The 19,624-nt window shown below is 46.6% G+C and carries 22 protein-coding genes and 1 tRNA gene; 9 read left to right on the forward strand and 14 right to left on the reverse strand.

Annotated features, from left to right (window positions below; genetic code table 11):
• The first annotated feature begins 18 nt into the window (after positions 1 to 18).
• On the forward strand, positions 19 to 621 hold the full coding sequence (locus HGT71_RS12750; RefSeq protein WP_214218127.1) for a YrbL family protein: 603 nt from the start codon (positions 19 to 21) through the stop codon (positions 619 to 621).
• A gap of 73 nt (positions 622 to 694) precedes the next feature.
• Here the strand turns inward: HGT71_RS12750 and HGT71_RS12755 are convergent, their stop codons facing one another.
• From HGT71_RS12755 to HGT71_RS12765, 3 genes are all read right to left on the reverse strand, one after another.
• Complete coding sequence (locus HGT71_RS12755; RefSeq protein WP_214218128.1) at positions 695 to 1,117, reverse strand: lysozyme inhibitor LprI family protein; 423 nt, start codon at positions 1,115 to 1,117, stop codon at positions 695 to 697.
• Positions 1,114 to 1,716, reverse strand: coding sequence for a lysozyme family protein (locus tag HGT71_RS12760; protein ID WP_214218129.1), 603 nt, complete (start codon positions 1,714 to 1,716; stop codon positions 1,114 to 1,116). The genes HGT71_RS12755 and HGT71_RS12760 overlap by 4 nt, the downstream gene beginning before the upstream one ends.
• A gap of 152 nt (positions 1,717 to 1,868) precedes the next feature.
• Positions 1,869 to 2,891: a S66 family peptidase gene (locus HGT71_RS12765; RefSeq protein ID WP_214218130.1), complete on the reverse strand. Its 1,023-nt coding sequence runs from the start codon at positions 2,889 to 2,891 to the stop codon at positions 1,869 to 1,871.
• A gap of 182 nt (positions 2,892 to 3,073) precedes the next feature.
• Here HGT71_RS12765 and nhaA point away from each other — a divergent pair, with 182 nt between their 5' ends.
• On the forward strand, positions 3,074 to 4,219 hold the full coding sequence (gene nhaA, locus HGT71_RS12770) for a Na+/H+ antiporter NhaA (protein WP_214218131.1): 1,146 nt from the start codon (positions 3,074 to 3,076) through the stop codon (positions 4,217 to 4,219).
• Between the two features lie 41 nt (positions 4,220 to 4,260).
• On the opposite strand, the gene HGT71_RS12775 is transcribed toward nhaA, so the two are convergent.
• Both HGT71_RS12775 and HGT71_RS12780 read right to left on the reverse strand, forming a co-directional pair.
• Positions 4,261 to 4,548, reverse strand: a complete 288-nt coding sequence (locus tag HGT71_RS12775; protein ID WP_143596924.1) for a hypothetical protein — start codon at positions 4,546 to 4,548, stop codon at positions 4,261 to 4,263.
• A gap of 175 nt (positions 4,549 to 4,723) precedes the next feature.
• On the reverse strand, positions 4,724 to 5,191 hold the full coding sequence (locus HGT71_RS12780) for a cupin domain-containing protein (RefSeq protein ID WP_214218132.1): 468 nt from the start codon (positions 5,189 to 5,191) through the stop codon (positions 4,724 to 4,726).
• 357 nt (positions 5,192 to 5,548) lie between these two features.
• Here HGT71_RS12780 and clcA point away from each other — a divergent pair, with 357 nt between their 5' ends.
• Positions 5,549 to 6,958 (forward strand): H(+)/Cl(-) exchange transporter ClcA, encoded by a 1,410-nt coding sequence (gene clcA, locus HGT71_RS12785; RefSeq protein ID WP_214218133.1) that lies wholly within the window; start codon positions 5,549 to 5,551, stop codon positions 6,956 to 6,958.
• Between the two features lie 161 nt (positions 6,959 to 7,119).
• Here the strand turns inward: clcA and HGT71_RS12790 are convergent, their stop codons facing one another.
• Complete coding sequence (locus tag HGT71_RS12790; protein WP_214218134.1) at positions 7,120 to 7,587, reverse strand: DUF1203 domain-containing protein; 468 nt, start codon at positions 7,585 to 7,587, stop codon at positions 7,120 to 7,122.
• Positions 7,588 to 7,939: 352 nt separating this feature from the next.
• Positions 7,940 to 8,016, reverse strand: a tRNA-Arg gene (locus HGT71_RS12795).
• A gap of 177 nt (positions 8,017 to 8,193) precedes the next feature.
• Between HGT71_RS12795 and folD the strand changes: the two genes are divergently transcribed.
• From folD to tatE, 6 genes are all read left to right on the forward strand, one after another.
• Entirely contained in the window at positions 8,194 to 9,060 is an 867-nt protein-coding gene (gene folD, locus HGT71_RS12800) for a bifunctional methylenetetrahydrofolate dehydrogenase/methenyltetrahydrofolate cyclohydrolase FolD (RefSeq protein WP_048911741.1), read from the forward strand.
• Positions 9,060 to 9,272 (forward strand): ribosome-associated protein YbcJ, encoded by a 213-nt coding sequence (gene ybcJ / locus HGT71_RS12805; protein ID WP_048911740.1) that lies wholly within the window; start codon positions 9,060 to 9,062, stop codon positions 9,270 to 9,272. The genes folD and ybcJ overlap by 1 nt, the downstream gene beginning before the upstream one ends.
• A gap of 159 nt (positions 9,273 to 9,431) precedes the next feature.
• Positions 9,432 to 9,995, forward strand: a complete 564-nt coding sequence (locus HGT71_RS12810) for a YbhB/YbcL family Raf kinase inhibitor-like protein (RefSeq protein WP_214218135.1) — start codon at positions 9,432 to 9,434, stop codon at positions 9,993 to 9,995.
• Positions 9,996 to 10,016: 21 nt separating this feature from the next.
• On the forward strand, positions 10,017 to 11,099 hold the full coding sequence (locus HGT71_RS12815; RefSeq protein ID WP_214218136.1) for an endonuclease/exonuclease/phosphatase family protein: 1,083 nt from the start codon (positions 10,017 to 10,019) through the stop codon (positions 11,097 to 11,099).
• Between the two features lie 201 nt (positions 11,100 to 11,300).
• A complete protein-coding gene (cspE, locus tag HGT71_RS12820; protein ID WP_006118399.1) occupies positions 11,301 to 11,510 on the forward strand; it encodes a transcription antiterminator/RNA stability regulator CspE in 210 nt (69 codons plus the stop codon).
• A 165-nt stretch (positions 11,511 to 11,675) separates the two neighbouring features.
• On the forward strand, positions 11,676 to 11,879 hold the full coding sequence (gene tatE, locus HGT71_RS12825; RefSeq protein ID WP_048914141.1) for a twin-arginine translocase subunit TatE: 204 nt from the start codon (positions 11,676 to 11,678) through the stop codon (positions 11,877 to 11,879).
• A gap of 89 nt (positions 11,880 to 11,968) precedes the next feature.
• Here tatE and lipA read toward each other — a convergent pair whose 3' ends face one another.
• The 7 genes from lipA to mrdA form a co-directional block, all read right to left on the reverse strand.
• Positions 11,969 to 12,934, reverse strand: a complete 966-nt coding sequence (gene lipA / locus HGT71_RS12830; RefSeq protein ID WP_214218137.1) for a lipoyl synthase — start codon at positions 12,932 to 12,934, stop codon at positions 11,969 to 11,971.
• 121 nt (positions 12,935 to 13,055) lie between these two features.
• Positions 13,056 to 13,760: a lipoyl(octanoyl) transferase LipB gene (lipB, locus tag HGT71_RS12835; protein ID WP_214218138.1), complete on the reverse strand. Its 705-nt coding sequence runs from the start codon at positions 13,758 to 13,760 to the stop codon at positions 13,056 to 13,058.
• Complete coding sequence (ybeD, locus tag HGT71_RS12840; protein WP_099825622.1) at positions 13,760 to 14,023, reverse strand: DUF493 family protein YbeD; 264 nt, start codon at positions 14,021 to 14,023, stop codon at positions 13,760 to 13,762. Before ybeD ends, lipB begins: the two co-directional genes overlap by 1 nt.
• 87 nt (positions 14,024 to 14,110) lie before the next feature.
• On the reverse strand, positions 14,111 to 15,322 hold the full coding sequence (dacA, locus tag HGT71_RS12845; protein ID WP_214218139.1) for a D-alanyl-D-alanine carboxypeptidase DacA: 1,212 nt from the start codon (positions 15,320 to 15,322) through the stop codon (positions 14,111 to 14,113).
• Positions 15,323 to 15,392: 70 nt separating this feature from the next.
• On the reverse strand, positions 15,393 to 16,565 hold the full coding sequence (gene rlpA, locus HGT71_RS12850; RefSeq protein ID WP_214218140.1) for an endolytic peptidoglycan transglycosylase RlpA: 1,173 nt from the start codon (positions 16,563 to 16,565) through the stop codon (positions 15,393 to 15,395).
• Positions 16,566 to 16,574: 9 nt separating this feature from the next.
• Positions 16,575 to 17,687, reverse strand: a complete 1,113-nt coding sequence (mrdB, locus tag HGT71_RS12855) for a peptidoglycan glycosyltransferase MrdB (protein WP_214218141.1) — start codon at positions 17,685 to 17,687, stop codon at positions 16,575 to 16,577.
• A 5-nt stretch (positions 17,688 to 17,692) separates the two neighbouring features.
• A complete protein-coding gene (gene mrdA / locus HGT71_RS12860; RefSeq protein WP_214218142.1) occupies positions 17,693 to 19,600 on the reverse strand; it encodes a peptidoglycan DD-transpeptidase MrdA in 1,908 nt (635 codons plus the stop codon).
• Positions 19,601 to 19,624 lie beyond the last annotated feature (24 nt).

A 19,624-nucleotide genomic window follows, 5' to 3' on the forward strand; every position in this document is an offset into this window, starting at 1 on the left:
GTCTATTCGGTGTTGATTATGAAACTGATTGAATCGCCACTGGCCCTTTCTGACGCGTTATTAATCGCTAAAGGTCGCCATCGCGCCTGTTACCAACATCCCAAGCATCCTGAACTCTGTATAAAGGTCCACCTAGATCCTTATGACGATTTAGAGACGATCAGAGAGGTGCGCTATTTCAAATGGTTACATAGACGTAAAGTCAATTTGAAGGGGATTGCTGACTATCGTGGGAAATACCCGACGACCTTAGGGATGGGCTATGTTTACGAGTTAGTACGCGACTACGACGGTCAAGTCTCGAAAACCTTGGATCACTATTTAAAAAACTTTGAGCTGACTGAACCGCGAATTAATGCACTGACTTCGGCTTATCAAGAGTTTAAGCAAACCTTTCAACGTCATTATATTTCGATGATGAATTTAAAGGCCTATAACATTGTTTATAAACGTGAGAGTGAAAGTTATGGCCGTTTCTACCTGATTGATAATTTAGGCTCGGCTAATCTCCTGCCACTCAGTTATTTTTTTAAATCGATCGCGACGCGTATGTTCCAGCGGAAATTTATGCGTTTCGAATCTTTGGTTCGAGAGCGCTATCATTTTTCAATTAATTCATGATGCTTAGGGAGCATGCTCCCTATCACTGTAAAATTCATCGTAGAGGTTGATCGGCCTAATTCACGGTCTGATACTAAAATTGATAATTCTTGAGAAATTTCATTCTTTCAATATATGCTTTTATTAAGCATGCATTTTTATCAGTGTAAAAGGCAAAACTTTCTATTTCATCTAAATAAGCTTGGGCCAAGCACTCTTGATCGATAAATTTTTGCCAATGTCTTTCTGATGCCGCCATAGCGTTTATAAAAAGAGTGTAGTTGTGGAACTGATCTTTTCGTTTCCAAGCAGTCTCTAATAGGAGGTGATATTGTTTATCGTATTCTTGTTTTTTTTTATCAGATAGGTAAATCATGCAATTTTGCACAGCAGCTGACATCTTCTTCTGATAGCAACCCTCTAGTGTTTCGTCTTTGAAATAATCGCCATCCTTTTTTGCAGCGTAAGTGTTTAAGGAAAAAAACAGGGCGAGTAACAGTAATAAATTTTTTTTCATTTTATGGCGTTCTCTAAGAAACGGACTCTTTGTCGTCCACCTTCGTCAGAAGAAAGCTTGGTGCGATGAAGTATGAGGTTTATCACTCTATCAATCTCATTTTTTCCAAAAATGGGTATCATCGAGATTGCTAACCGACCTTGATATGTCATATCAATTAACACTTCTTTAAGTGGAGGTTTTAAGTTTTCCCACGTCACGCAATGAGGGCTTTTATATCGATGATAAAACCTTTGTGAATCATTGCTGTAATGAAGGTAAGTTTTTTCGAAAAGCCGTATTTTTTGAATTTCTGTTATTGCCTCAATAGCATCTCTATTTTTCTTCACAAATTCGTGTGCTGAGCAATAACTTTTTTTAACTCCTTTTGCTATTTTTTTTGCTTTCTCTACGCTGATACCTGAAGAGGTTAAGTCACTTATTACTTCAAGCTCAGTACGATATGTTAAGTCATAGCCTCTGCCTAAGGTGACTCCGGAACCAAACTTCGAACATTGTGCGGCGTTATCAGGCCAGTGAATTTTTCTTGAGTAATACTTGCTGTGGGGGATGTTATCTCCCTCAGCCATATAGGTAAGCATTCTTTTCTTTGGTTTCATTGCAACGGTCTTCCTTGATAATAATGGTTCATCCCCTTGTTCCATTTTTCGAGTGGAAGAGTTTTTGCCTGTATAGGTTATTTTATCGCGCTACCCCAATGGTGCACTGGGTTAACGCGATATCGCGGTAATTGCTTAATTCGAGAATAATATTAGCGTAAATATTGATCGAGCAGACTGACTGATCCTTGACCAAAATCAATCTTTATCCTGGTGCCTAGCGGCAAGGTGAGCATGGGGTGGGTATGGCAACAATCGAAGCCATTTACGATTGGCAGTTTTTGATCGCCAAGGACTTCTCTAAGTACATCGATAGGCTGTCGACCACTGCCTGCTGCATCAAAGCGTTCATGCTTCCCTAAGATAATCGCACTGACCTTATCGAAAATACCGCTGAGCTTAAGGTGGGAGAACGAACGTTCGACGGTAGCAATATTCAATAAGCTATCTTCAATAAATAGAATATCGCCCTGAACAATATCCGGCATCCAAGGTGTGCCAAAAATACCCGCTAAGGTATTTAAGTTCCCCCCGATGATTCGTCCTTGCACAACACCACTGCCCATAAAATCGCACTGATTTTTATAAAGCGCCTTACCTCGCTCTGCGTCGATACGATCCCAATTTAACCGCTCGTCAGTCCAGTATTCTGGTAGTGCATAGCGATAGGGCAGGCTGGGTTGACTAAGACAAAGCGTGTGGAAACTTTGGTAAGTATGTTCCACCAGTGGCGCGAGCTCACCGAAGGAGGCCACTAACGCCGGGCCATAAAAAGTGATTAGGCCAGTCTTAGCATAGATGCCCGCTAAGAGGGCGGTGACATCTGAATAGCCGATAATGATTTTGGGATCTTGGCGCAATGCATCGTAGTCAATATAGGGGAGCAGGGCGTTGCTATTATTGCCGCCGATGGTAGACATGATACAGCGTACGTTGGGATCACGAATAAGCTGATTTAACTCGTCGGCACGGTCTTGAATGGTTCCGGATCGATAAAAATCTGCTTGTTCCGTAAGCCTGCCTGCCTGTAACACAAAGCCTTTCTGCTGCAAAAAACTTTTGGCGCGTTTAAAACGCTCCGGCGCGGTCACGGTCACAGGAGAAGAGGGTGAAAAAAAACCGATAGTCTCGCCTAACGCTAATCGCGGTGCGAGTAATGGAGAGGGAACAGACACAGTTAACTCCTCGACGCCATCTAATGGTAGGTTTACCCTATAGTAGGTCGGGATGGCTGTAAATATTTGATTTTGGTAAGAGAAGGTTTTCCGAGGTGGGTAATGATTCGACAATGATCGTGCTACTCCTCGGTTTATTATACACTAGCCTTCAGCATGGATTTTTCACCCTAGGATTTTGTATGTCTTTGAATAAGCTTTTGCATTCACCCTTAGCGGCTGGGGTTTTACTGATAATCACCTCGTTTGCCGCCATTATTCTCTGTAATACAGGCGGCGAAGAAATTTACGCTTCCTTCGTTCACAGCTCGGTTGCCGGCGTGCCGGTTGAAAAATTCGTTAACGATGTCTTGATGAGCTTATTCTTTTTGATGGTGGGCCTAGAGATCAAACGCGAGTTTTTAACCGGACAACTTGCCGAATGGTCGCAGCGTATCCTGCCGGGTGCGGCAGCGGTGGGCGGTATGATTGTTCCCGCCGCAATTTATTTATTAATTAACCGCGAAAATCATCAAACATTATCCGGGTGGGCCATCCCATCGGCGACTGATATCGCTTTCTCTTTAGGGATATTATCGTTACTGGGCAGTAAGGTGCCGACCTCCTTAAAGGTCTTCTTAGCTGCACTTGCCATTATCGATGATTTAGGGGCAGTGATCATTATCGCGTTGTTTTATACCGCTGGGATAAATATCGAAATGCTGAGCGGTGCGCTTATCACCACTATCGTGTTGATAGTGCTTAATCGCCGTGGTGTGATTGCCTTACCCGCCTATTTAGCGTTGGGCGTCGTATTATGGTATTTCATCTATCAGTCCGGTATTCATGCAACGGTTGCAGGCGTGATTCTGGCACTCTGTATTCCGCACTCAGGACATAAACTGGGCCAAGCGTCACCCCTGCTGAAAGTTGAGCATCGGCTTGCACCTTGGGTGAGTTTCTTGATTATCCCGATTTTTGGTTTCGTTAATGCCGGTGTCAGTTTCGTCCATGCTACCGCTGATCAACTCTTCAGTGCCGTGCCTTTAGGCATAATGCTTGGCTTATTTATCGGTAAGCAGGTGGGTATTGGGCTTATTTCATTCTTGCTGATCCGTTTTGGTGTTGCTCAGTTACCGAAAGGGGCAACAAACCTCCAGTTCTACGGAGTCGCGATGCTGTGCGGAATTGGCTTTACGATGAGCTTGTTTATTGGCGGTCTTGCTTTCCCGAATGATCCCTTACTACTGGATGAAGTGAAAATCGGGGTACTGGGCGGGTCGTTATTATCGGCACTGTTTGGTGTAGGACTGCTTAAAATGGCTTACCGACGTAAAGAAACGGCTTAACATGCAGGGGGCTGATAGTGATTGGCCCCTTTTTTTAGCCGCTAATGCTGTGATTTACACCACAACCCGCAGGCACGACAAAGGAGGATGATATCGTCAGAAGGTGAGATATCCGTCACCATGGCATGTTTAAAAGTCGGTATTCCCAACAGCTGTTCAATATTTCTCATCATGGTGTCAGCCAGAGGGAAAATTGCACGAATAAAACCGCTGGAAAGTTTACCGTGATGAGAATGCGTGAAATCACTCGTTTTGAATAACGAGTTTAACCTTCTCGCCCCACAGGCAGTGACTTTTTTACTCTTACACAGCTGACATGTTTGCATCATAGTTACCCCTGCCGATAACCATAGTTGATTAAAAAATTATTACCAGATTTATGCAATCTAAATTTGATTGTCAGCACGGATCCTCAAAAGAGGAGGTGTTTGCTGCATTTTATAGGGGAAAGAGGCGCTGTTTAAGGCAATACAAGGCCGTTGATAACGACCTTATGTAAGTAAATCAATACTCGTTTTTCTCACCAGGAGCTGGGACAGACAACGGTGTTGCTGAGGTTCCTGCGTATGTCAGAACCAACACGGTATCTTGCTTCGGATCGGTAGCAATACCTCGGTGATACTGATCGACGGATTCTGCGAAAGCTTGACCTTGTTTATAGACTTTCTTTTCACCGGTCTTTTGGTCTTCCAGTGTCAATTGGCCTTGTGCCACGTAGCCGGTATTAGGCGCAACATGTTTATGCCAAGGTAATGCATGACCTTTTTCGATATGAAGTTTGATCACAGTCAGCTGCGGAGTACCTTGTGGATAAGATTTATATAATGTTCCGTTCCATGAATGATCGGATTGAACTAAAACCTCTTTTTCACCTGATTCGACGGGATATTTTTGGCTATCATTCTGGGCAGCGTTAACCACCCAAGGCGCAAATAACCATAATACCAGTAGGCTGTTAAGTGATTTTCTCATGTCTAACTCCATGCGGTATACGTAACAATAAAGATAGGCAAAAATTAGAAGTAATCGAGTGAAATTAATTGATAATTTATCGTTAATAACTTCATAAAAAATGAAGTATGATCTGTTTTGGATATCGTAATTACTTCCAAGTGAATAAAAGTGATGATAATGAGCATTAAGATAAGTATTTGTAAATAATCGCTCGATCATGCTACTGAATCCGTAATGGTCGGTAATAAGTCCTTTTCAACTTAGAGCGTGACACAACTATCGAGCTATTCATCTCCGGAAATTATTTTAACAACTCCTTTCGATTCAAGTTACATCAAGGTATCTTTCCTATAAATCTTATTATCTGGAAAAGCCATGCGGAACGTGAAAAATAAGCAACTTTCCTTAAGTCGTCGAATACGAAGACGTCAGCGGATAATGCATCGCCTATTAACTCGAGATACCGCATCCCTTAAAATTCTACTCCTGTCGGCGATCGTGGGAAGTTTGGTGGGGGGATTAGGCGTAGGGTTTGCCAAGACGGTAGATTTTATCACCTTTCACCGAGAGCAATTTTTAGCAATGAAGAGTGGCGAACCCTGGCAGTGGGTGTTGTTCGCCTTCGGGCTCTCTTTTGTAATGGGCGGAATTGGCTACTTTTTGGTTAAGAAGTTTGCTCCAGAAGCTTCAGGCTCGGGAATCCCGGAAATTGAGGGCGCACTCGAAGAATTAAGACCTGTGCGCTGGTGGCGAGTCTTACCGGTCAAATTTTTTGGCGGTTTGATGACCTTAAGTTCAGGGATGGTGTTAGGCAGAGAAGGGCCGACGATTCAAATGGGCGGTAACCTTGGGCAAATGGTGTTTGACCTCTTTAAGATGAAGGATAAAGAGACGCGCCACAGTTTACTGGCTGTGGGCGCTGCATCGGGGCTTACCGCAGCGTTTAATGCTCCACTGGCTGGAATTCTGTTTATTATCGAGGAGATGCGGGCGCAGTTTCGCTACAACTTAATCTCAATAAAGGCCGTCTTTATTGGGGTGATTTGCGCGACGATTATGTATCGACTGTTTGATAGCGATCAGCCAATTCTTGATTTAGGTAAACTCGGGCAAGCCAGTACGGCGAGCTTATGGTTATTCCTTCTACTGGGTTTAGTGGTCGGTGGGATAGGTTACTTATTCAATAAACTGATCTTTATTATCCAGGACGCATTTCGCGCACTCTGTGGGCAGCGACTCGTATTAAGCGTTTCGATAGGTGCAGTGATCGCAGGTCTGTGCGGAGTCACCGCGCTCTTTTTTCCCGCCGTAGTGGGAGGCGGACATATGTTGATCCCCCAAGCCGCGCTCGGTTTACTCTCCCTCCAGTCGCTACTGCTGATTTTTGTGCTTAGGATTTTCACCACCATCATTTGCTTTTCGTCCGGTGCGCCCGGCGGTATTTTTGCACCCATGTTAGCGTTAGGGACCTTGATAGGCAGCGCTTTCGGCATGGTTGCCCTCCATTATTTTCCATTTTACCACCTACAAATCTCAGTGTTTGCGATTGCAGGAATGGGCGCACTTTTAGCGGCCTCAGTTCGTGCCCCGCTTACTGGTATCGTCTTGGTCCTCGAGATGACCGATAATTATCAAATCATTTTAGCGATGATCATTACGTGTTTAGGCGCGACGCTGATGGCGCAGTTGCTAGGCGGCAAACCGCTCTATTCTGCAATTTTAGCCAGAACCTTAGCCAATGCCGAAGCCGCCGCAGAAAAAGTGAGTCACCCATCAGTGAGCTAGAGGCTACAAGCGATTTTTTATCTGATCCTATCAATCTGCTGAGAGGGAACTTGGCAGATGAGTGGATCATGTCGGTGGGGGATCTTTCTCGATAACAACGCTATTTTAAAGGCTGCAGTGCGGCTATTTAATGGGGTGTCAGTCAGCATCCCCTTGGCCTTCTACTCCCGCTCAATACGACACGAAAAACACCCCTGCTTTGCGTTGTGCGCGAGGATAAATGCAACCTTATCATTGCTTAATAGTGACAAAATCTGCTCTTTCGCCTCGCCTGGCTGTGCAAGAGTGGCTTCGATAAGCATGTCTCGACTGTCGAATCCCCGCAGCGAGAGTATCCTGTTCTTCATGACTTCGGGCAGGACATTTTGATAAACCCCCGCCTGCCATTGACCTTCCCAGATAAAAATAGCATGTGAGCCTTTATAGGGCGATTGGGTATCAAGATAAGTGTGGTTAAGTAATAACGCAGTCTCACCGATAGGGATATCGCGTAACGTGATGCGATCTGGGAAGCTTGGGTAGTGGTCAACGCTAACTCTTATCGCACCCTGATTATGGAGTTCATCGTCAGTCAGCCCATAGAGATGGCTGAATGGATGGCCACTTAAGCCTGTTATAATAAATGACATCGCTCACTCCTGCGCTTTAAAAAGTAGTTATAGTAGCCATCTCGAAGGACGTAAAAAAATCCGTTTCTTAATATCTTCACGGTGATGATGAAAGGGAGGGGACTCTGCTCTAATCTTGGCCTCACAGCATTAATCAGGTCATCAAGCTTCGGCTGTTTGCGGTGTTAATTTTAGCTATATAGAGAATATGGGGATTTATTTTTATTAAGGAGTATATTTGCTCAACACCCCCTAAATCTACCCATATGCCAATGGATTACAATGGATATTACTGGACGTTAGTAGACAAGGGATTGGCTATGATGCTTGATGTTACTGGGATAAGTAGAGGTTACCGGAGGGGGGGGTGAAATGGTACGCCCTATAGGATTCGAACCTATGACCTACGGCTTAGAAGGCCGGTGCTCTATCCAACTGAGCTAAGGGCGCCCTGATTTCAGTCACGGATTATACGGCTGAAGGGTCATGAGTCAATCACTTTAGGCGTAGAATCAGTTTATTGCTGAAGCTTTGAGCATAATTCGTAAATCTTAACCTGACAGCCTTGTCTGCTTCTGACAAAATACAGAGATTCCCCCTAATAGCTTAAAAGTGGATTTTATCCGGATGTCAGCGAAAATTATTGATGGTAAAACGATTGCGCAGCAAGTTCGTGCTGAAGTTGCTGCTGGAGTTCAACAACGTCTTTCTGCAGGTAAGCGCGCGCCTGGCCTTGCCGTTATCTTAGTCGGCAGCGATCCTGCTTCCGAGATTTATGTCGGTAGTAAGCGTAAAGCCTGTGAGGAAGTGGGCTTTATTTCCCGTTCTTACGATTTACCGGCGACCACCAGTGAGCAAGCGCTACTCGAACTTATTGACCAACTGAACGAAGACCAAGCAATCGACGGTATTTTGGTTCAACTTCCTTTACCGGAAGGCATCGACAACGTAAAAGTTCTGGAACGTATTGCACCGAGTAAAGATGTCGATGGGTTTCATCCCTACAATGTGGGCAGACTCTGCCAACGTGCGCCCATTTTACGTCCCTGTACGCCACGGGGAATCATCACATTATTAGAGCGTAACAATGTCGATACCTTCGGCTTAAATGCGGTTATCGTCGGGGCGTCTAATATTGTTGGGCGTCCTATGGCGCTGGAGCTACTGCTTGCAGGATGCACCACAACAGTCACACACCGTTTTACCAAAGATCTCCGTTCCCATATTGAACGAGCAGACTTACTGGTGGTTGCGGTAGGTAAAGCACACTTTATCCCGGGCGATTGGATTAAACCGGGGGCGATTGTGATTGATGTAGGGATCAACCGTTTAGAAAGTGGAAAAGTGACTGGAGATGTGGACTTTGATGCGGCCTGCGAACGCGCCTCACTGATTACACCGGTACCGGGGGGCGTTGGTCCAATGACCGTTGCGACACTGATTCAAAATACCTTAGAAGCATGTGAAAAATACCACAGTGGGAGCGACCAATAATGCAGCAATTTTCATTAGGAAAACATCCCCATGTCGATCTTTGTGACCTGTTAAAACTGGAAGGGCTAACAGAGAGCGGGGCGCAGGCAAAGATCGTGATCGATGCCGGAGAAGTGACCGTAGATGGGAAAATTGAAACCCGTAAACGCTGTAAAATCCATGCACAACAAGTGGTGAGTTTCGCCGGTCAATCAATACAAGTGATTGCGTAATCCCACCTCAACTACCGGTAGGTACCCACTTACCGGTAGTTGGATCAGACTGTCCCGATTTCTCTCAGTTATCCGCTGCTATTCCTACTCTGCGCTATCCTAAGTAAACAGTATTGTTATAAGATTGTTTAATAATTTTACTTGGAGTCGGATAATTAAATGAAAAAGCTTCTCTCTTCTTTGCTGGTAATTGCCGCCGCGGGCAGCAGTGCTTGGGCAAACGCTGCACCTTTTACCTTAACTTCACCCGACTTCTCATCCGGTAAGCTATTACCTGCCGCTGCGGGGGGAAAACCGGGTAATGATCCGGCGTGCCATGGGCAAAATATTTCCCCTTTACTGGCGTGGCAGAATGCGCCAGCGAATACCAAGAGTTTCGCGTTAATAATTCAAGATCCTCAAGGTAAAAACGGTTTGGGAGTGACCCACCTTGTCGCCTACGGAATTCCGGCTACCACACAGCGCTTTGAACGCACTGCATTAAGCAATGGCAAAGGTTTTGTTGGCGGATTGAACAGCAAAGGTAGCGAAGCCTATGTAGGGCCTTGTCCCCCTCCGACACTCGATTTGCATTACTATACCTTCACGTTAATTGCCACCGACCTGCCGGCAACTGCATTACCCGCTGGGTTGTTACGAGAAGAGCTACTGCATCGCCTTGAAGGCCATGCGCTGGCCTCTGCAGGCATGGTCGCAGGTTACCAAGCTAAAACCGCCCAATGATCATTAAATGAGACCGCGTTTGTGCTAATTCTCTTAACGCTATTAAGCAGCCTATTATTATTACTCACTCTCGCACCGCTTACGCACTGTCGCTATTGGTGGGTGAGGGTATGGGATTTCCCGCGGGTCCAGTTGTTAACGATCGCTTTGTTACTCGCGTTCGCCGCAAGCTATTATGAGTTTGATGCGCCGCTCTGGGTGAGCTGCTTGCAAGTTATCACCCTCGGCTGCGCGGCCTATCAACTATTCTGGATTTATCCCTATACCGCGCTAGCCCGCAAACAGGTTGAAGATGCGCAGCCCGATTGGACAGGCCCCACGTTAAAAATCATGGTGTCGAATGTGCTGACGCCTAACCGTCAAGCAGGCAAGTTGTTGGCGTTAGTGGAACAGGAGAAACCTGACGTATTGGTTGCCGTAGAAACTGACCAGTGGTGGGAAGATCACCTCAAGCCCCTCGAACAGGACTATCCTTGGGTGATCCGCTGCCCGCAAGATAATCTCTATGGGATGCATGTCTATTCACGGGTTGAAGTGCGGGATGCGAAAATTCAATTTTTGGTCGATGAAACGATTCCCTCTGCGCATCTGCTGCTCGTTACCGCAGAGGGGCTAGAAGTTAGCCTGCACTGCTTGCATCCTATGCCACCTAGCCCGACAGAGAGCGATGATTCAATCGATCGTGATGCGGAACTGGTGATGGTGGGTAAAAGTGTTGAGCAACGCGATATCCCCGTTATTGTGACCGGGGATATGAATGATGTGGCATGGTCGCGCAGTACGCGTCTGTTTTTAAAAGTGAGTGGATTGATGGACCCACGGCGGGGCAGAGGCATGTTTTCGACTTTTCATGCCAGTTATCCTTTTTTGCGTTGGCCACTGGATCATGTTTTCCATAGCAAAGCTTTTGTCTTAAAGGATTTAAGACGTCTACCCAGTATCGGGTCAGACCATTATCCTTTCTACGTCGAGCTGCTTTATCATCCACAACAGGGCGCTCAACAGCAAAAACTAGCCTGTACGCAGGACGATGAAAAACTGGCTAAAGAGGTATTGAGTCAAGTTGGCGGCCATGAACAGCATGTTCACCGTCCAGGTGAATAAAAAAATTTACGATAACCAGTGATGACGGGAATGGGTTCGGTTCCATAAAAAGCCATTTTTGATGGGTGAATATCAACCAATTGTACAAAAAAACGATATTTATCACTTTTTCATCAGATCTTACTGGACAAATGGCTCCGCAATTGGTGTACTAGATACCGACACAGATTTAGTGTCTTTTTTAATGTAAAGGTAATATAGATGTCTAAGATTAAAGGTAACGTTAAGTGGTTTAATGAATCCAAAGGATTCGGTTTCATTACTCCTGAAGATGGCAGCAAAGATGTATTCGTACACTTCTCTGCTATCCAGAGCAATGGCTTCAAAACTCTTGCTGAAGGTCAACGCGTAGAGTTTGAAATTACTGACGGCGCTAAAGGCCCATCTGCTGCTAACGTTATCAGCCTGTAAGTTAACAGCCAGAATTTCAAAAACCCGCCGCTTTGGCGGGTTTTTTTTGCCTTTACGTTAAGTAGATGTTAATACGCAATCTGTTACAGATCATAATTGTGTTATAATCCTGCTCTATCATGATAGACAGCGTGTTCTGCTAGGTATTGAGGTTAAAAGAGAGTTATGGAAGGTATTAGCTTAGCCAAGTTGTTAATCATCGGCGCATTAATCGTTTTATTGTTTGGGACTAATAAGTTACGTTCTCTTGGGGGCGACCTAGGCAGTGCGATTAAAGGCTTCAAAAAAGCGATGAAAGATGACGATAGTGCGGCAAAAAATTCGACGGCTGAAGAGGTCACCGCTGACCGCGTCACGCATAAAGAGTAGTCCGTCGATTATTTACGGCATAATGTAAGTAAATATAAAAAAAAAGCCAGTGCTCTAAGAGGACTGGCTTTTGTATTACTGAAAGCGGATTATTTGATCTCGATACCCTGTGCCTGCATATCGGCATGGTAGGAAGAGCGTACAAATGGACCACAGGCGGCATGAGTGAAGCCCATTTCCATCGCAGCCTCTTTCATCTCATCAAATTCAGCAGGGCTCACATAGCGCTGTACAGGAAGATGGTGGCGGCTAGGTTGCAAATATTGTCCTAACGTCAGCATTGTTACGCCGTGGCGACGCAAGTCGCGCATAACTTCAATAATCTCTTCGTTCGTTTCACCTAGTCCAACCATCAGCCCTGATTTTGTGGGGATATCCGGATGTGCCTGCTTAAACTTCTCTAACAGGGTCAATGACCATTGGTAGTTCGCCCCTGGGCGCACTTGACGGTAGAGACGCGGCACATTTTCTAAGTTGTGGTTGAACACATCCGGTGGTGTGGCTGAGAGAATTTCCAAGGCTTTATCCATCCGGCCACGAAAATCGGGTACCAGTGTTTCAATCTTAATGTTAGGGCTTTTCTCACGAATAGCGGTAATACAGTCGGCAAAATGCTGTGCGCCACCGTCACGCAAATCATCACGGTCTACTGACGTAATCACTACATAGCGTAATGCCATATCCGCGATAGTTTGACCGAGCTTAACTGGCTCATTGGTATCAGGTGCGACAGGACGACCATGGGCAACGTCACAGAAAGGGCAGCGTCGGGTACAGATTGCCCCGAGGATCATAAAGGTTGCCGTGCCGTGGTTAAAGCATTCTGCGAGGTTAGGGCAGGAGGCTTCTTCACAGACAGAATGCAGGCCATTTTTGCGCATGGCAGCCTTAATGCCTTGAATACGAGTTGAATCAGCCGGTAGCTTGATTTTCATCCATTCAGGTTTACGCAATATTTCTTGGCGTTCGGTTACCACGGTCTTCACTGGAATTAATGCCATTTTATCGGCATCGCGATATTTGACACCGCGTTCCATCTGTATTGGTTTGCTCATAAGGTATTCCGCGTCACTGTCAGAAGAATCATGTTCGATACACCATGGATTCAACTTTTCTGATAAATTTGCAAAAGTATATCACTCGGCTGCTGCTTAGACAGCCTTAAGCGCACAAAAGTTACAAAGTTGTAAAGTAAAGCGGGTGCTCACGGGGTAGCGGGGTATCGTTTACCACCTGCTGACATTGAACGTGATGGGTAAAGTGTTTTGCCAGAGCCTGTGACACCTGCTCCAAGCTACGCTGACTGCCTTGATCTTTCAATTGTGTCATCGTTAAGTCAGCATAACCACAAGGGTTGATGCGTGTAAACGGCGAGAGATCCATATCGACGTTCAATGCTAAGCCGTGGAAAGAGCAGCCATGACGAATACGCAGTCCGAGTGAACAAATTTTCTGACCCGCAACGTATACGCCAGGCGCGTCGGCGCGGGCGTAGGCCTGTAACCCTTCTTCAGCTAGGGTATCGATAACCGTATTTTCTAATGCGGTGACTAGCTCTCTTACCCCGATTTTACGACGGCGGATATCTATCAAAACATACATAATTTGCTGACCCGGCCCGTGATAGGTCACTTGGCCTCCCCGATCACTCTGCATGACAGGAATATCGCCCGGCGCTAATAAGTGCTCTGCTTTACCGGCCTGACCTTGCGTAAAGACAGCAGGGTGTTCAACCAACCAGACTTCGTCCGCACTATGCTCAGTACGGCTATCAGTGAAACGGTGCATCGCCTCGGAAATTGTCTGCCACGGTTGCTGACCAAGATGGCGAACAATCAGGGGCGGCAGTTCCGTAACAGAAGTTGGTTGATCGTGACGCATTACATCACCATACGTACAATTTCGATATTGCCTAATTCTTCGTACAGGGTTTCAACTTGATCGATATGGGTTGCGGTGATCGTGATAGAGACCGAATGGTAGTTACCCTTACTGCTTGGCGTGATAGTAGGAGAGTATTCGCCCGGCGCGTGGCGTTGTACCACTTCGATCACTTGATCCACCAATTCAGGTTGTGCCAGGCCCATCACTTTATAGGTAAAAGGGGTAGGGAACTCTAACAGTTCGTTTAATTTGGTTTTCATAGTCACTCCGAATGAAAAAAGACTCCCGCAAGCGCGGGAGTATATATTACTTATTATGTGGGGCCGATGAGCAAGAAATCAAGGCCGCTAGCCGAACCAATGGTGGAACATTAGTTTGATATGATCGACGATTTTGCTGAAGAAACCGCCTTCAGGCACGGCGTTAAGCACCACCAATGGACGTTTATCAATAATTTTCCCATCAAGTTGGAAATTGATGGTCCCAACGACCTGATTTTTTTGAAGCGGTGCGTGAAGCTCACCTGAGTCAAGGACATAGCTGGCTTTAAGATCTTTCATACGACCGCGCGGTACCGTGATATAAACATCTTTATTCACACCCAGCTCGGCTTTATCGGTATCACCGAACCATACGGGTTCGGAGGCAAAATCTTTTCCTGCTTTGATTGGAGAGATAGTTTCGAAGAAGCGAAAGCCCCACGTCAGTAATTTCTTGCTTTCCGTTTCACGACCTTTGTAGGTGTGGCCACCCATGACTGCCGAAATCAGACGCATTTGACCTTCGGTCGCCGAGGCGACTAAGTTAAATCCTGCAGAATCGGTGTGTCCGGTTTTAATACCATCGACATTCATGCTGGTGTCCCACAGCAATCCATTACGGTTCATCTGGCGGATATTATTGAAGGTAAATTCTTTTTCGTGATAAATCGCGTATTCGTCTGGAACATCTCTAATCAGAGCTTGACCAATCAGCGCCATATCCCGTGCTGAACTATATTGCCCGTCAGCATCCAATCCGTGAACGGTTTGGAAGTGGGTATTTTTGAGCCCCAAGGATTTCACATAATTGTTCATTAGCCCGACGAAGGTCTCTTGGCTACCGGCAACATAATCCGCCATGGCAACACAGGCATCATTACCTGATTGCAGAACTATGCCGCGAGTCAGTTGAGAGACAGGTACACGGTCACCCGGTTTGAGGAACATGAGCGACGACCCCTTAAATACAGGGTTTCCGGTGGCCCACGCATCCTGTCCAACTGTTACCATATCGTCTTGACGAATCTTTCCGGCTTTAACGGCCTGACCAATAACATAACTGGTCATCATTTTAGTGAGACTGGCGGGATCACGGCGGGCGTCAGCGTTTTTTTCAGCAAGCACTTTTCCCGAGTTATAATCCATGACGATATACGCTTCGGCATCAATATTGGGTACGCCCGGGATCATGGTCTGAACGATATTATCGTCCGCCATCGCAGAATGGCCGACCAGCACTGCCATAAGGGGAAGTAGGGTGAGACGCTTTAACATTTTTGGCGCGAGAGTCTTGTTCATTGTAACGTTCTCATTCAGAAGCAGTCCAAAATCCCCGCCATAAAAGAGCTAACGGGGAACCTTGTGAGTCTTAATTATTATTTGAAGTGATAAAAGAATTCACATTATCTTGAGCGAGACGCTGCTGCAGTGCAGTCGCTTCACTGCGGCTACCGTATCCACCGAGTTGAACGCGATAAACATTGCCATTCACTGCTTCAACATGTCCCGCCACACCATAATGTTGGGCTAACTTCTGCTGCAGCGCGTTCGCGCGCTCAGCGTTGTTTACTGCAGCAACTTGCACAACAAATCCTTTGCCATTACCGTGGCTCGCCGCTGTAGATCTGGTCACAGGCGGATTGACTGCAGGCGTAGCATGCGGGGTTGACGCCGCTACGGCTGTCGCTTTGGTGGCTGTCGCGGCAGGGGCTTGCGTCGTGACTACGGGTTGTTGTTCTTCATCACTCTCTAATACACCACTGCGCAGCGGTTGCGGGGCACCTTGCAGACCGTTGCTATGCACCGGTGCACCCATCTCGCCATTACTCTGCAACTCGCTATTATCCACAGCACGAACATTAGTATCAGTCGGTGTTGTAGACGTAGTCACAGGAGGAAGCGCGGTGCTACCCGATGCGGCTTCTCCAGAAGTCATCCCACCGTCAAGATTGGGGCGTGCGGGAAGATCATAACTCTGTTTTGCGACACGAGTACCAATTGTCCCGGGACCGGATAGGGTGCCATCTGCCGCCACGTTGATCACATCAATACGCACCCGACTATTATTCGAGGTATTCAAGCGAGTAGCCGCTGCAGGGGAGAGATCAATAATCCGACCAGGAATAAAAGGGCCACGGTCATTGATACGGACCACGATCTGGCGATTGTTCGCGAGGTTTGTGACGCGAACGTATGATGGGATTGGCAAGGTAGGATGCGCTGCAGTGAAAGCATCTGAATCGAACGCTTCGCCTGATGCGGTGCGGTTGCCTTGGGCATCGGCACCATAGATCGAGGCTAAACCAATTTGGCTAAAGTTCTGTGTGTCCGTAGCAATTTTATAACGAATACCATTGACGCTGTAGTCGTTATTGGCAGTTGTATTGCGAGGCTCGTATTTCGGTTCAATACCGGGTATCTCCACCACCGGTCCATTATAGGCAGGCAGTGGGGGGGCGGTATAATTTTGCGGTGACTGTTCTGACGAACAGGCCGCTAAGATTAATGATGCCAAGCTGATTCCAAGCCATTCCTTTCGCATGTCTGCCTCTTATACGCTTTTAGATAACATTTTTCGATGAGTATGAATTGACATAACAATGCCAAAACCTGCCATGAGGACCACCAGTGCTGAACCACCATAGCTCACTAAGGGTAAGGGAACTCCAACAACCGGAAGAATACCACTCACCATACCAATATTGACGAATACATAGACAAATAAGATTAGCATTAATCCTCCGGCCATCACACGACCAAAGGTGGTCTGCGCACGGGCCGCAATGATTAAGCCACGAACAATTAACAGTAGATAGAGGGCGAGTAGGCCGAGAACACCGATAAGCCCTAACTCTTCGGCGAGTACGGCAAAAATAAAGTCAGTATGGCGTTCGGGCAGAAACTCAAGCTGAGATTGGGTACCGTGTAACCAGCCTTTACCACGTAAGCCTCCAGAGCCGATAGCAATTTTCGATTGGATTATATGATAGCCAGCCCCTAAGGGATCACTTTCTGGATTTAACAGCATCATTACCCGATCACGCTGATAATCATGCATCAAAAAGAACCATAAAATAGGGATAAAAGCCGCGAGCAGCAGTACGGCAATACCGATCAATCGCCAGCTCATTCCCGAAAGGAACAGAACGAAAATACCGGAGGCGGCGATTAAGATAGCTGTTCCTAAATCTGGCTGAGCAGCCACTAATAGTGTAGGCACGGCTATCAACACCAGCGCAATCCCAGTATTTTTAAGCGAAGGTGGACAGACATCACGGTTGATAAATCGAGCAACCATCAGCGGCACGGCTATTTTAGCAATCTCTGACGGTTGGAAGCGCACAATACCCAGATCCAACCAACGTTGTGCACCTTTACTGATATGGCCAAATGCATCCACGGCAATCAGCAATACAACGCTTAAAATATACAGATAAGGCGCCCAGCTTTCATATACCCGTGGCGGAATTTGAGCTAGCGTTAACATTAAGGCTAGGCCCATACCAATTTGGCCTATTTTACGCTCCATCATCCCTGGATCTTGGCCACTGGCGCTCCAGATAATAAATCCGCTATAGGTTAGCAGCGTGAGAATGATGATCATAAAAATGGGATCAACGTGGATGCGGGTCCAGATTGATTGTTTCTGTGGGTGGTCGCTCATGGGCATTACTCGTCACCTTCATAGCCAGAAGGCAGCGGAGCCTCGGGCGATAATTGGGTATTGTTGTCACCTAACATAATATGATCCAAAATTTGGCGCATAATGGTACCGACGGCTGCGCCGGAGCCACCATTCTCTAAAATCATCGTAATGGCGACGCGTGGGTTGTCATAGGGAGCGAAGGCGGTCATCAATTTATGATCACGCAAACGTTCTGAAATTTTATGTGCATTGTAGGTCTCGTTAGCTTTCAGCCCAAAAACTTGAGCAGTACCCGATTTCGCGGCAATTTTATACGGGGCACTGACGAAACTCTTATGCGCCGTCCCATTAGGACGATTAGCAACGCCATACATTCCATCTTTAGCAATTTCCCAATAGCCAGAATGCACATCCCCAATCACCTCAGAAACGGGAGGCTGGTAGGGGTAACGGCTACCGGCCCGATTTGCTGACAATAATAAATGAGGGACTTTCAGTACTCCATCATTGATTAACACCATTAATGCTTTGTTCATTTGCAACGGCGTAGCGGTCCAATAGCCTTGACCAATACCAACCGGGATAGTGTCACCCTGATACCAGGGCTTTTTGAAGCGGTTAACCTTCCATTCCCGTGTTGGCATATTCCCCGCGCTCTCTTGGGGCAGATCGATGCCTGTACGTTGGCCATAGCCAAATTTCGTCATCCACTCAGAGAGCCGATCAATGCCCAGATCAAAGGCGACTTGATAGAAAAAAGTGTCTGCAGACTCTTCAAGAGACTTGGTCACATTCAATCGACCATGCCCCCATTTTTTCCAGTCGCGGAAGCGCTTCTCACTACCGGGTAACTGCCACCAACCCGGGTCAAATAAACTGGTGTTTTTGGTTATTACGCCAGCACTTAATGCCGACACTGCAACGAAAGGCTTTACAGTCGAGGCTGGCGGGTAGGCCGCTTGAATGGCACGGTTGTACAATGGACGGTCAGGATTGGTCAATAATTCTTTATAATCTTTACTTGAAATGCCTTCGACAAACAAGTTGGGGTCGTAACTGGGCATGGAGACCATGGCGAGAATTTCGCCATTACGAGGATCGCTAACCACAACCGCCGCACGGCTACCGGCCAGTAAAGTCTCAATATATTGCTGTAACCCCAAGTCCAAGGTTAATGTAATGTCTTCACCGGCTTGCGGAGTGACCTCATTAAGCTGCCTGACAACGCGACCACGGTTATTGACCTCAACCTCCTCATACCCGGTGTTACCGTGTAGAAGATCTTCATAATAGGCTTCGACGCCAAGCTTGCCGATATCGTGGCTAGCACTGTAATTGCCCGCCTTTTGCTCACGGTTTAATCGTGCCATATCGCGGTCATTGATCTTTGAAACATAACCGACAATATGGGTGAGGCTAGGGCCATAGGGGTAATAGCGGCGTTGATAGCCCTTGATTTCCACACCGGGGAAACGATATTGGTTGACGGCAAACCGAGCGATTTGCTCGTCGTTTAATTCATTTTTAATGACTACAGGGGCAAAGCGTCGGGCTAGCTTACGCTCTTTTTCGAAGGTCACCAACTCTTCGTCGGTCAAGGATAAGACGGGTTGTAACGCTGCGAGTGTCTGTTTCAAGTTACCGACTTTTGCCGGCAGGATTTCAGCTTGGTAGATGGTGCGATTCAACGCGAGTGCGGTGCCATTACGGTCGTAAATCATGCCGCGACTGGGGGCAATCGGCACGAGTTTGATACGGTTCTGATTAGATCGTGTGCGGTAATCATCATACTTAACAATCTGTAGATGGCACATGTTAACGATAAGAATCGAGAGTAATAGAAAAACACCCACAAGTGCGATGGCGGCCCGTTTCACAAATAATTTTTGTTCGGCGCTATAATCACGAAAAGCGTAGGCGGTCAATTTCATGCAAGTGTTTTCTACTTATTCAAA

Source organism: Rosenbergiella epipactidis (assembly GCF_018494055.1).
GTDB lineage: Bacteria > Pseudomonadota > Gammaproteobacteria > Enterobacterales > Enterobacteriaceae > Rosenbergiella > Rosenbergiella epipactidis.